Source organism: Kitasatospora sp. NPDC043949 (assembly GCF_056435365.1).
Map to the genome: position 1 here is coordinate 75,416 of NZ_JBWKEQ010000022.1, position 12,373 is coordinate 87,788.

General features: G+C 74.9%; 12 protein-coding genes. 5 read left to right on the forward strand and 7 right to left on the reverse strand.

Annotated features, from left to right (window positions below; all coding sequences use genetic code 11):
• A partial coding sequence (locus AC07AL_RS19735; protein WP_478317843.1) for a hypothetical protein occupies positions 1-760 on the forward strand: 760 nt, incomplete at its 5' end.
• 88 nt (positions 761-848) lie between these two features.
• On the opposite strand, the gene AC07AL_RS19740 is transcribed toward AC07AL_RS19735, so the two are convergent.
• Complete coding sequence (locus AC07AL_RS19740) at positions 849-1,877, reverse strand: transglycosylase SLT domain-containing protein (RefSeq protein ID WP_363579549.1); 1,029 nt, start codon at positions 1,875-1,877, stop codon at positions 849-851.
• A 49-nt stretch (positions 1,878-1,926) separates the two neighbouring features.
• Positions 1,927-2,733 (reverse strand): helical backbone metal receptor, encoded by an 807-nt coding sequence (locus tag AC07AL_RS19745; protein WP_478317844.1) that lies wholly within the window; start codon positions 2,731-2,733, stop codon positions 1,927-1,929.
• Between the two features lie 186 nt (positions 2,734-2,919).
• Here AC07AL_RS19745 and AC07AL_RS19750 point away from each other — a divergent pair, with 186 nt between their 5' ends.
• The 3 genes from AC07AL_RS19750 to AC07AL_RS19760 are packed head-to-tail and all read left to right on the forward strand — an operon-like array spanning position 2,920 to position 6,014.
• Positions 2,920-4,032: an ABC transporter substrate-binding protein gene (locus AC07AL_RS19750; RefSeq protein ID WP_400984204.1), complete on the forward strand. Its 1,113-nt coding sequence runs from the start codon at positions 2,920-2,922 to the stop codon at positions 4,030-4,032.
• Positions 4,033-4,035: 3 nt separating this feature from the next.
• Positions 4,036-5,124: a FecCD family ABC transporter permease gene (locus AC07AL_RS19755; RefSeq protein WP_363579543.1), complete on the forward strand. Its 1,089-nt coding sequence runs from the start codon at positions 4,036-4,038 to the stop codon at positions 5,122-5,124.
• Positions 5,121-6,014, forward strand: coding sequence for an ABC transporter ATP-binding protein (locus tag AC07AL_RS19760; protein ID WP_363579542.1), 894 nt, complete (start codon positions 5,121-5,123; stop codon positions 6,012-6,014). Before AC07AL_RS19755 ends, AC07AL_RS19760 begins: the two co-directional genes overlap by 4 nt.
• Here the strand turns inward: AC07AL_RS19760 and AC07AL_RS19765 are convergent.
• From AC07AL_RS19765 to AC07AL_RS19780, 4 genes are all read right to left on the reverse strand, one after another.
• Positions 5,999-7,021, reverse strand: a complete 1,023-nt coding sequence (locus AC07AL_RS19765; protein ID WP_478317845.1) for an L-tyrosine/L-tryptophan isonitrile synthase family protein — start codon at positions 7,019-7,021, stop codon at positions 5,999-6,001. The genes AC07AL_RS19760 and AC07AL_RS19765 overlap by 16 nt on opposite strands.
• A 99-nt stretch (positions 7,022-7,120) precedes the next feature.
• Positions 7,121-8,491, reverse strand: coding sequence for a cytochrome P450 family protein (locus tag AC07AL_RS19770; RefSeq protein ID WP_478317846.1), 1,371 nt, complete (start codon positions 8,489-8,491; stop codon positions 7,121-7,123).
• Between the two features lie 103 nt (positions 8,492-8,594).
• The gene (locus AC07AL_RS19775; protein ID WP_478317847.1) at positions 8,595-9,968 is read right to left on the reverse strand and encodes an MFS transporter; all 1,374 of its coding nucleotides are present in this window, start codon (positions 9,966-9,968) and stop codon (positions 8,595-8,597) included.
• A 243-nt stretch (positions 9,969-10,211) separates the two neighbouring features.
• A complete protein-coding gene (locus AC07AL_RS19780; protein ID WP_363579536.1) occupies positions 10,212-10,775 on the reverse strand; it encodes a sigma-70 family RNA polymerase sigma factor in 564 nt (187 codons plus the stop codon).
• Positions 10,776-10,830: 55 nt separating this feature from the next.
• On the opposite strand from AC07AL_RS19780, the gene AC07AL_RS19785 reads away from it, so the two are divergent.
• On the forward strand, positions 10,831-11,115 hold the full coding sequence (locus AC07AL_RS19785) for a zf-HC2 domain-containing protein (RefSeq protein ID WP_478317848.1): 285 nt from the start codon (positions 10,831-10,833) through the stop codon (positions 11,113-11,115).
• 300 nt (positions 11,116-11,415) lie between these two features.
• Here the strand turns inward: AC07AL_RS19785 and AC07AL_RS19790 are convergent, their stop codons facing one another.
• Complete coding sequence (locus AC07AL_RS19790; RefSeq protein WP_478317849.1) at positions 11,416-12,336, reverse strand: hypothetical protein; 921 nt, start codon at positions 12,334-12,336, stop codon at positions 11,416-11,418.
• Positions 12,337-12,373 lie beyond the last annotated feature (37 nt).

The following is a 12,373-nucleotide window of genomic DNA, read 5'->3' on the forward strand; positions in this document are numbered from 1 at the left end:
CGTGGAGCCGGTGGTCGAGGTCGAGGCCGTCGAGGAGGCGCCCGCCGTCGCCGTTGCGGAGCTGGTGGTCGAGGTCGAGGAAGCTGCGGAGCCTGAGACGGTTGCCGAGGTCGACGCGGTCGAGGTTCCCGTGGCCGAGGTTGAGCTGATCGCTGAGCCCGCCGCTGTCGTGGAGCCGGTGGCCGAGGTCGAGCCGGTTGCTGAGCCTGCCGCTGTTGCGGAGCCGGTGGTCGAGGCTGAGGCCGTCGAGGAGGCGCCCGCCGCTGTCGTCGTGGAGTCGGTTGAAGCGACCGAGGCCATTGAGGACGTGCAGCCGGTGGCTGAGGCCGAGGCCGTCGAGGAGGCGCCTGCTGTCGCCGTCGCGGAGCCGGTGGCCGAGGTCGAGCCGGTTGCTGAGCCCGCCGCCGTTGCTGAGCCCGCCGCCGTTGCTGAGCCCGCCGCCGTTGCGGAGCCCGCCGCCGTTGCGGAGCCGGTGGCCGAGGTCGTCGAGCCCGCGCCCGCCGTCGAGTCCGCGCCCGCCGTCGAGTCCGCGCCCGTCGCGGCCGGCCGGCCCGAGAAGCCGGACTTCACGCCCGGCCGGCCCGTGACCGCCTACTCGGCCGACGAGCTGCTCGCCGTCGTCCGGTGGGTGGACGGTGACGGTGTGAAGCGTACGGAGGAGGAACTGCTGCGGGCGGCGATGAAGGAGCTGGGCTTCGCCCGCCTCGGGCCGCGGATCAAGGAGGCGCTGGGCGCCGCCGTCACTACCGCGCGGGGCTGACGTACCAGCGGGGAACAACGGCGAAGGGCCCGGGACGCGAGACCGCGTTCCGGGCCCTTCCGCCGTCCCGCGCGGGTTCGGGGGTTTGTCAGCCGGTCTTGGTCCACGGCTGGCCGGTCATCAACGCCTTGACGTTGGCCACGTATCCCGGGTTGGGGATGACCAGGCTGCCGACGACCTGGCCGGTGGCCGGGTCGGTGACGGTGTTGTAGTGCACGTTGCCCGCCCCGGCGTTGTACGCGGAGATGACGAGGTCGAGCAGCGGCGTCTTGCCGGTGGCCGGGTCGGGGGAGAGGTCGTACTTGCCGTCGAAGGAGGAGTCGCCGTAGTAGGCGACCAGCCAGTCGAGCAGCTGGGTGCCGAGCTGGACGTTCCCGGGGAGGGTCTTCGCATCGGAGGTGGTGCCGAACTTGCTGTTCATCCAGCTGATCGTGTTCGGCATGATCTGCATGGTGCCGATCCCGCCGTCGCAGGCGAGGATGCCGGACTGCCAGCCGCTCTCCTGCCAGGCGATCGCCTTGACCAGGTTGACGGGCAGCGGCGGGAGCTTGTCGGTGCCGCCGCTGCTGAGGTTGAGCGTGCGGGCCTGGCCGGCGGCGGTGGCGAGGGCCGCGCCGACGGCCTCCTTGGGCTCGTCGGGCTGGGGCTTGCTGGGCTGGCAGCTGCTCTGCAGCGGCGGGACGTGCGGGGTCGGCGGAGCGGGCGGCGGCGGGGGAGCGACCGGGCCGGGCTTGGCGACGGGCACGGGGGCCACGACGGCGGGCTTGGCGACCGGGGGCGGTGTGGTGGGAGCGGCGGGCGGGCTGCTCGGGGCGCCGGGCTTGGTGGCGGTCGGGGCCGGGGTGGTCGGGGCGGGCTTGCTGGACTTGCTCGCGGACGGGTTCGGGCTGTGGGAGGCACTGGCCGTCGGGGAGGCGGTCGGCGTCGGGGTGGCGGTCGCGGACGGGCTCGCGCTCGGCGTCTCGGTCGGCGTCCCGGTGGCGGCGACCGCCGTGGTGTCCGGCGCGCTGTTCTGGTGGTTGTCGGCGTGCTTGGTGCCGCAGCCGGCCAGGACGGCCGTCGAGACTGCTGCGGCCGACACCATGACCAGTGCTCTCCGGGATGCGCTGACTGCCACTGTGGTTCCCCCCACTCGTCACCGGCGGTCCCGGTGAGTGGCGGTCATCCTACGATGTGCCGTTCGAGCCCCGTACGAACGGGTGGTCCAACGCGTGCGCGAGGACCGTCGGCGCCGTCACCAGGGACGGTCCGTACCAGGTCAGGTGGCGTCCGCTGACCAGCGCCGACGGGACGCCGGGGAACGCCTCGGGGCCGTCCTGTGTCGTGAAGCGGTACGGCTCGTCCGGGAGGACCACCAACTCAGGGCGGCAGGCGAGCAGTTCGGGCAGCGGGATGGCGGGGTAGCGCTCGGCGTGCCCGGCGTGGACGAGCCGGAGGCCGAGGCGGCGCAGCAGGTCCCCGGCGAAGGTGTCGCGGCCCAGGACCATCCACGGGCGGCGCCAGACCGGAACGATCGCCCGCGGGCCGTCCGGCGGGCGCCGGACCGGGGACCACGCTGCCTCGGCCCGGTCCAGCCAGTCCGGGCGCGGGAGCGCACAGGCGGCGGTGAGCAGCCGGTCGAGCGAGCGGAACGCGTCGTCCAGGGTGCGGATGTCGGTGACCCAGACCGGCAGGCCGGCCGCCCGCAGCGCGTCCAGGTCGGGGCGCCGGTTCTCCTCGTCGTTGGCGAGGACGAGGTCCGGGGCGAGGGCGAGGATGCCCGGCACGTCCGGGTTCTTGGTGCCGCCGATCCTGGTGACCGCCAGGTCGGCCGGATGGCTGCACCAGTCGGTGGCGCCGACCAGCAGCCCGGGTGCGGTGGCGGCGACCGCCTCGGTCAGCGACGGCACCAACGACACCACCCGGCGCGGCGGGCGCGGGCCGAACCGGACGGGCAGGTCGAGATCGTCCCGCAGGACGGTGGGATCGGCCATCCGGTCACCCTACGCCGGGGGTTCGCGGATGGGCGGCGGTCGGGCGGCGAACGGGCAGCGGCCGGCGGGTGAACGGGAGCCGGGCGGTGCGGAAATCCCCGGGAACCCCCCGGACGGTCCGGCCGACTACCTGGTCCGGGTTCGCAGGACGGGCCCCGAGCACGATCACCGACCAGGAGAATTGTCATGCGCCCTCGCGTTGTCTGCGGAATCGCGGCCGCCGTCGCCCTGTTCGCCACGGCCTGCGGAAGCGGCGCCGGAAACGGCGTCGGAAACGGCGGCGGGGGAGGCGGAGAGCGCGGCGCGGCCGGCGCCGCCCAGACCGCCCCGGCCGGCGGCTATCCCGTCAAGGTGGCCGACTGCGCGGACCGCGAGTCCACCATCGCCAAGGCCCCCGCCAAGATCGTCACCAGCAACGCCGCCGCCCTGGAGATACTGCTCCAACTCGGCGCGGGCGACCGGGTGATCGGCACCGGCTTCCCGCCCGGCAAGGGCACTCTCCCGCCGGCCCTGGCCGAACAGGGCGCCAAGGTGCCGGTGCTCGGCGACAAGACCATCCCCAAGGAGAAGCTGCTCGGCTCCGGCGCCGACCTGTACGTCGACACCTTCGGCGCGATGCCGATGATGGGCGGTGGCGCCACCGGGCCCAGCGAGGAGGAGTTCGCGGCGGCCGGCATCCAGCACGTCTACCTCCTCTCGACCGCCTGCGCCGGCACCCCCAAGGCCGCCAAGGCGCCGCGCACCGACCTGTCCGGGGTCGAGAACGACATCCGCCGCCTCGGCGCGGTCACCGGCACGGCCGCCCGTGCGGAGGAACTCGTCACCGGGATGGAGAAGCAGATCGGCGAGGTGCGCACCGCCCTCGCCGGCGTTGCGGAGGCGCAGCGGCCCGGCTACTTCGTCTTCGACTTCGACGCCGGCACCAAGCAGCCGGTGGCGGTCTGCGGTCGGCAGGTCGCCAACGCGGTGATCACCCAGGCCGGCGCCCGCAACGTGTTCGCCGACTGCGACGCCGACTTCAAGCCCGGCTCCTGGGAGGACGTCGTCGCCAAGAACCCGGACTGGATCCAGCTCGCCGTCCGCAACCGGGGCAGTGAGGAGGCCACCCGCAAGGCCTTCGACGACGCCGAGGCGTTCCTGCGTGGCTTTCCCGCGACCCAGGGCCTGAAGGCCGTCCAGGAGGGCCACTTCGTGCGGCTCGGCTCCGAGGTCACCACCATCGCGGGCGTGCGCAACGCCGATGCCGTCCGGCAGATCGCCGCCACCGTCCACCCCGACCTCGTCAAGAACGGGCAGTAGCCGGTGACGTCGGCCGTCTCCGCCGAACGGCGCGACGAGCCCCGCCCGGCCCGCACCCTGCGGGCCGGGCCGCTGGCCGTCGCGCTGATCGCCGCCTTGGTACTCGCGCTGACCGCCGCCGTGTCGTTCGGCGCAGTGGACATCCCGCCCGGCGAGGTCTGGTCGGTGGTCGCCCACCACCTCACCGGGCGGGCCCCCGAACCCGGCACCCGCGACCTCATCGTCTGGCAGCTGCGCGTCCCGCGCGCCCTGCTGGCGGCGATGGTCGGGGCCGGGCTCGGCCTGGTCGGCACGGCCGTGCAGGCCCTGGTCCGCAACCCGCTCGCCGACCCCTACCTGCTCGGCATCTCCTCCGGCGCCTCCCTCGGGGCGGTCGCCGCGATCGTCCTCGGCACCTCGCTCGGCCTCGACCTCGCCTTCGGCAGCGCGCTCGGCCTCACCGTCTCCCTGGCGGCCTTCGCCGGCGCGCTCGCCGCGTTCTCCCTGGTCTGGCTGGCGGCCCGGCGCGGCGGCGGCTTCTCCCCGCTGCGCCTGGTCCTCGCGGGCATCGCCATCGCCCAGTTCCTCGGCGGCATCACCAGCTACCTCGTCCTGCAGACCCGCGACGAGCAGCAGACCCGTGGCGTGCTGTTCTGGCTGATGGGCAGTCTCGGCGGCGCCGTCTGGGCCCAACTCGCCGTCCCCGCCGTCGCGGTGGCGCTCGGATTGGCCCTGCTCCAGGCCCGTGCCCGCGGGCTCAACGCGATGCTCATGGGCGACGAGACGGCCGCCGGGCTCGGCGTGGACGTCACCCGGCTGCGCCGGGAGGTCTTCGTCGTCACCAGCGTGCTGACCGGCGTGCTGGTCGCGGTCTCCGGCGCGATCGGCTTCGTCGGACTGATGGTGCCGCACGTCTGCCGTCTGCTCGTCGGCGGCGACCACCGGCGCCTGCTGCCGCTGTCCGCGCTCACCGGCGCGCTGCTGCTGGTCGTGGTCGACACCGTGGCCCGCACCGCGCTGGACGGCCAGGAACTGCCGATCGGCGTGGTCACCGCCGTCCTCGGCGCCCCCACCCTGCTCTACCTGCTGGACCGACGACTGGAGCGCACGTGAGGATCGCCGTCGAGGACCTGAGCGTCACCCTGTCCGGGCGGGCGGTGGTGGCCGGCGTCCACCTGGTCGCCGAGGAGGGGGAGATCGCCGGCCTGGTCGGGCCCAACGGCAGCGGAAAGTCCAGCCTGCTGCGCACCGTCTACCGGCACCTGCGGCCGAGCGCCGGGCGGGTGCTGCTGGCCGGGCGCGACCTGGCCGGGCTGCGCCCCGCGCAGTCCGCCCGGCACATCGCTGCGTTGCCGCAGGAGCGGGGCGGGGACTTCGAGTTGAGCGTCCGCGAAGTGGTCGCGATGGGCCGCACCCCCTACAAGCGGTCGTTCGCCGCCGACGACGCCGAGGACCACCGGATCACCGCCGACGCGCTGGCACGCGTCGGCATGGCGGATGCCGCCGACCGCCGCTTCGCCCAACTGTCCGGGGGCGAACGGCAACGGGTGCTGCTGGCCCGCGCGCTCGCCCAGCAGCCTGACGTCCTGGTGCTGGACGAGCCGACCAACCACCTGGACGTCCGCCACCAGGTCGAACTCCTCGCCCTGCTGCGGGACCAGCGCCGCACCACCCTGGTCGCGCTGCACGACCTCAACGCCGCCGCCTCCGTCTGCGACCGGCTGCACGTCCTGCACCGCGGCGCCCTGGTGGCCTCCGGGGCGCCGCGCGAGGTGCTGACCGCGGAGCTGCTGGCCGAGGTTTTCGGCGTTCGGGCCGCGGTGGTCGAACACCCGCTCACCGGCGACCCGTTGATCGCCTTCGACCACCGCACGCCGGCCGTCCCGACCGCCCCGGCCCCGGCCCCGGTGGAGGGTGCCGGGGCCGGGGCGGACGCTGGTGGGGCGGGGGTCGAGGGGGTGCAGGCTGCCGAGGTGGGGCCCGCGCGTCAGAACGCCTCGTAGTGGCTCGGCCGGCCGTCGAGTTCGACCAGCCGGCCGCGCTGCGCGGCGTCCTCGCTGCGCAGCAACTCCCAGTCCCCGTCGGCACGGTGGAGTACCGATGAGTGCCAGGGCGTCATCCAGGCGTCGGCGGCCTCCAGCAGCCGGATGCCGAACTTCGGTGCGCCCGCCGGTTGCGGGTGGATGGAGAGCCGGACCGACCGGGGGTGCTGCTCGGCGATCAACTCGCCCCAGGCGCGGCTGCGCTGGATCACCCCGTACGCGCGGCGGCGGCAGTCGCGTTGCAGGGCGGAGCGGGTGCCGGTGAAGCCGACGGTGTCGTCGGTCAGGAAGCGGGTGATGCCGCGGTAGAGCCGCAGGGTCTCCTCGTCCGTCAGCACCAGCTCGCGCAACTCCTCGACGCTCGGCGCGTACTGGGCGTGCACCCGGGCGCGTTTGTCGTCGTACGGCAGGTCGCCGAGGACGTCCCGCAGGTCGAAGGTGGCGAGGTGGGAGAGGTCCTCGCGTGCGATCATCGCCGTCAACTCGTCGGAGTACTCGTCGATGTGGTCGTCGGGGACGTGGACGAGGTCGCCGAAGATGTGGCCGTCCGAGCAGATCAGGATCCGCGCGCCGGGCTCGTAGTACCCGCCGATCTCCGCGCAGAGCCCGTCGAGGAAGGTGAGCGACAGTCGCTCGCCCTCGTCGGGCAGGTGGCTGAGCACCTTCGCGGGATTCGGCGACTTGCAGGGGAAACCGGGCAGGGTGAACAGGATCGGGTCGCCGGCGGTGATGAAGTCCGTCAACTGGGCTATCTGGAACGGGAAATGCTCGGGCTTGGCGTCCAGCCCCGGGTCGGAGGCGCGGCGGTGCGGCAGCAGCAGGCCGAGGATCCGGGCGGCGAGCCGCGCGGCGGACTGCGGGTCGGACTGCGGGTCGGCGCCGCCCCCGGTGTTCGCGGGCTCGGGCGCGGGTGTGGGCCCGGGTGCGGTGCGGTGGTGGCGGGTGGAAACGGTGCCGGCGGGCGGCATGGTGGTCCTCCGTGGAAGGTGGTGCGGGCGTGGAGCGGACGCCGGGTAGACGTCGGCGGGCGGCCTCGGGGTGTTCGTGCGGTGGCCGAGGGCCCCGGCTCAGACCCGCCGGTCGTAGCCGACGGGCAGCCGGTTGACCCCGCGCGCCAGGACGGCGGGGATCCAGGCGAGGGAGTCCAGGCCCTCGCCGGCGGCTGCGGACGGGCGCAGCCCGGGCAGCCGGGTGAGCAGGGTGGCGATGGCGGTCTGGAGTTCGGCCCGGGCCAGGGCGGCGCCGGGGCAGTAGTGGATGCCGTGGCCGAAGGCGAGATGGGCGTTGGGCGTGCGGTCGAGGTCGAGGCGGTCCGCGTCCGGGAACCGCGTCTCGTCCCGGTTGGCGGCACACAGCGAGACGATCACCGAGTCGCCGGCCGGGACGGTGGTCCCGAACAGGTCTCCATCCTCGGCGAGGAAACGCCAGGTGGTGAGCTCGAACGCGGCGTCGTGGCGCAGCAGTTCCTCCACCGCGCGGGCCAGCAGGTCGGGGTCGTGGGCGGGCCCCTCGGAGAGGGAGCCGCGCAGCCGGGCGAGCTGGTCCGGGTGGCGCAGCAGGGTGATCAGCATGGTGGTGATCTGGTTGGTGACCGGCTCCTGGCCCGCGACCAGCAGCTGGAACACCATGGAGTCGAGCTCCTCGCGGCTCAACTCGCCCGCGTCGTGGGCGGCGACGAGCCGGCCCAGCAGGTCGGCGCCGGCCGTGGCCGGGTCGTGTCGGTCGTGATCATCGGCGGGGTTCCCGGCGCGCTTGTGGGCGACGACGTCGGCGATGTACGTCTGGAGGCCGCGCAGCCGCGCCTCGTACGCCGGGCGGCCCGGGTCGTGCGGGCCGACGGGCTGCACGACCTTGCCCCAGTCGCGGTCGAATCGCCTCGCCAACTCGGATGGCAGGCCGATCACTTCGGCGAGCACCCGGAACGGGAAGTGTGCCGCGAAGCCGGCCACCAGGTCGGCGCCGCCGGCCTCGGGCAGTTCGTCGACCAGTGCGTCGGCCAGCTCCTGGAAGCGCGGGCGCAACGACTCCACCCGACGCGGCGCGAAGGCGTCCAGGACGAGCCTGCGCATCGTGGTGTGCTTGGGCGGGTCCTGGTGCAGCAGGTGGACCTGCAACTGGGAGTGCTGCGGCTCCGGCATGATCGACGCCAGCTTGCGCCAGTCCTCGTTGCCCAGCGCGTGGTTCTTGCCGAACCGGGGGTCGTTGAGGGCCTCGTGGGCGGCTTGGTAGCCGGTCACCAGCCAGGCGTGGATGCCGCTCGGGAACTCCACCCGGTGTACCGGCCCGGCCTCGCGCATCCGCCGGTAGAGCGGGTACGGGTCGCTCTTGTACGCGGGGCCGTACAGCGGTACGGGGTCAGGGAGTTGGTCGTACCCGTACGGGCAGCGCGGCTCGTCCGCCGGGTGGGCCGGCGCCGGATCGTGGACGGTGTCGGTCATCTGCGGTGTTCCTCCGGTCGTGCGGGCATGACGGGGTGCGGGCTCTGGGGGCGCGGGCTCTGGGGGTGCGGGCGCGGGCGCGGGGAGACGCGGTCCGGCGGTCTCAGGTCCGTGGACGGCGGTGCAGGGCGAGCAGGACCACGGCCGTCGCCGCGACCAGGGCGGCCATGGCGATGCCCGCCCGGGTGCCGGTGGTGGCGCGGTCGCCGGCCAGCGCGGCGGCGCCGGCCAGGGCCGGGCCGAGGGCGAAGCCCAGGCTGCGGGCCAGTTGGACGGCGGAGCCCGCGGTGGCGAGCTTCCCGGGGGGCGAGGCGGTCATCACCAGGGCCTGGGTGGGGCCGCCGTTGAGGCCCATCCCGACACCGGCCAGGGCGAGCCGCCAGGCGACGTCGGCGGCGGACCAGCCGGTGTCCAGCGGGACGAGCAGCGCCAGGCCGAGGGTGGTGACGGTGGCGCCGGCGAGTGCGGTCGGGCGGGCGCCCCAGCGGTCGGCCAGCCGCCCGCCGGCCCGGCCGGCCAGCACCATGCCGAGCGGGAAGGCCAGCATGGTGAGCGCGGTGGCGGTGGCGCTCTCGCCACCCGGGCCGCGCAGGTGCTGGGCGAGCAGGTAGTGGCAGGCCGCGAAGCCGGCGGCGAGGGCCAGCACCGACGCGTTGACCCCGACGGTTCCGGCGGCCCGCAGCACCTCGGCGACCGGCCTGCCCCCGGGGCGGCGCAGCCAGACCAGCACCAGAGGGGCGGCGGGCAGCGCCAGCAGCAGCCACAGCGGCGCCTCCGGGGCCAGGGTCAGCGCGAGCAGCACGGCGGCGACGGCCGCGCCTATCAGGGCGGCGTCGCCGAGTGATGCCCGGTCGGGCGGGCGCAGGCGGCCCCGCCGCGGGGCGTACCGGCGCACGATCAGCACGGCGGCCAGACAGACCGGCAGCTTGATCAGGAAGACCGCCCGCCAGCCGAAGTGGTCCAGCAGCAGGCCGCCGATGACCGGCCCGGTGACGGCGCCGAGCGGGCCGAGCGTCGCCGGGACGCTCATCGCCCGTCCGCGGGACTCGGGGCGGACGGAGGTGGCGGCCAGCACAGGCATCAGGACGAACAGCACCGCGCCGAAGGCGCCCTGGAGCAGCCGGGCGGCGATCAGCCAGCCCGCCCAGGGGGCGAGGGAGGCCAGCACGCTGCACGCGGCGAAGCAGCTGACGGCGAGCAGCAGCGCCGAGCGGGTGCCCACCTGGTCCAGCCAGCGCCCGGCGGGCAGGAGGAGCGCCACCAGAGGGAGTTGGTAGCCGAGGGTGGCCCACTGGGCGACCCCGGCGGACACGTGCAGGCTGGCCGAGATATCGGTGAGGGCCAGGTTGACCACGTTCATGTCGAGCATCGCGACGAACGAGAGCAGCCCGGCGGCCACGACCAGGATCCACCGGTCCGCTGCATCGAATTGACGGTCCGTCAGTGTGGCGGCGGCCAGTGGCTGTTGCGCTGCCATGGAGTCCCTCCGTTGCCCGGCTGCTGTCCCGGACACCGCCTCGGCGGCGGGGTCCGGTACAGCAGTCGGAGGCGCGGGGGCTCCAGTTCCGAACATGTGGGGGAATTTTCGGATGGGCCGACGGATGGGCGGGCGGGGGTGGCGGGCGACGGACAGATGGCAACCGACAACTAACAGATAACAGATTTCGAAATCTGTTATCTGTTAGTTGTCATCTGTTGCCGCCACCTGCCGTCCGTCCGCTCAGCAGGCCGCTGCGAGTTCCCCGCCCTCGGCCGCGCGGAGCCGGGCTATCAGCTCCTCCCGGGCGCGGGCGACTCGGGAGCGTACGGTGCCGATCGGGCAACCGGCGACCTCGGCCGCTTCGGCGTAGCTCAGGCCGACCACCTGGGTGAGCACGAAGGCCTCCCGCCGCTGGGCGGGCACCCGGTCGAGCAGGTCCCCGAGCGCGACGCCGTCCTCGAACCCGGCCGCCGGTTCGGCCCCCTGTCGCTCCGCCGCCTCCTGCCAGTCCGGCAGCGCCGCGCAGCGCGGTCGGGCGGCGGCCGTCCGGTACCGGTCGATCACCGTGCGCCGGGCGATCGACAGCAGCCAGGTGCGGGCCGAGGAGCGGCCGGCGAACGCGGGCAAGCCGCGCAGCGCGCGCAGGAAGGTCTCCTGTGCGAGGTCGTCGGCGGACTGGACGTCGGTGAGGTGGGCGACGAACCGCCAGACGTCCCGCTGGGTGGCACGGACGAAGGCCTCGACGTCCGGGGCCCGGCCCGCGCGGGCGGTCAGCGCGAGCGCGGTGAGCTGCTCGTCATCCACGGCGGCCTCCCACCCGGCCGGTCCCACCGCGAGGGCAGTGCGGGACGATGGTCGTATGAGATGCGCGCAGTTCCGTACCGCCCTGTCGGCCCGGCTCGACGGCGAACCGACCGGACTGCCGGATGGCCGGCTGGACGGGCACGTCGCGCGCTGCGCCGGCTGCCGAGCGTGGCTGGAGCGGGCCGAGCAACTGCGCGGCCGCGTCCGGGTGAGCGCCGCCGCCGGTCCGTCGGAGGAGTGGTCGGCCCGCTTGCTGGACGGGCTCGGCGTGAGGGGGCTCGGCGTGAGGGGGCTCGGGGGCGGTCAGGCCCCGGACGGGCCGGAGGCCGTGGAGCGGTAGGACGGTGGCGCCGGCCCAAGCCGGTGCGCCGTCGTAGTCAGGCATGCGAAGGTCCTGAGGGGAGGGCTGGGAGCGGCGCCACCCGAGGCGGCGCCGCCGGCGGTCCATGGGACTTCCGCGCTGCCCACGGCGCCTCCACGGAGGAGACGGTGGGCGGGCGCGGGTCCGGGCCCTGGCGGCACGGCGGCGAAGGCACGGCCGAGCGGCAGGGCGACCTGCCCGTCGAGCGAACCCCGTGGGCCCTGCGGTCCCCGGCGGCGGTGGGCTGCCGGGGGCGGAGGAGTGGGGGCGGCGGGCGCGTCAGCAGGCGAGGGCGAGCGCCGGCGGGCCGCGCCGGACCACGGCATGGGTGAGCAGCACCGACCGGGATGGCCGGGTCCGGCCGCCGGTGGGCCGGGGCGCAGTCGGCGGGCGGTAGCCGAAGGGGCGCGCGAACAGCGCCAGCAGCGGGAGCACCAGCACTCCCGCGACCACGGTGCCGAGCGCGCCGAGCAGGTCGAAGAGCCGGACCAGCGCGGCGTCACCGCGCCACAGCAGCAGCGCGCAGGCCAGCGCGGCGAGCGCGTGGGCGGCGATCATCCCGAGGGACATCCCGTGCGCCATCCCGTGTGCCATGCCGTGTGTCGTCCCGGAGGGCATCCCTGCCATCCCGGCCACGTCCAGCGCCGTCCCATCAGCCGAAGCCGAAGCGGACGTGGAGACCGACACGGAGACCGACGCGGACGTGGGTACCGATACCGATACCGGGGCGGAAACCACACCCGCCGCCGCCGTCCCGTGGTGCATGCCCGCCATGGCGTGCAGGCCGTTGGCGGCGGGCGGGACGTCCGGGTCGAGGCCCGCCATCCGGGCCAGCTCGACGGGGGAGAGCCCGCCGGGGATCCGCTCGGGGTTGCAGAGCAGCAGCGAGGCCCAGTCCGTGGTGGCGAGCCGGCCGAGACCGCCGCCTCCCCGGCCGAGCGCCGCGGCCTGTTCGAACAGCAGGTGCAGCGCGCTCTGCGCCGCGACCATCCAGGCGCTGATCGCGCCGAGCCCGCGCCGCCTGCCGGCGAGCAGCCAGGTCAGACCGAGGACGGCCCCGAACGCGCCGGCCAGCACCGGCGGTGAGACCCCGGCTCCGGCCATGGCGACGTGCGCCGCGGCGGCCAGCGCCACGCACAGCGCGGCGAAGACCACGGCGCGCAGCAGGCGGATCCGGTCGGTCATCACGATGGCACTCATCGTCGCACCCGTCCCGCCCGGCCCGGACCGCACCCTC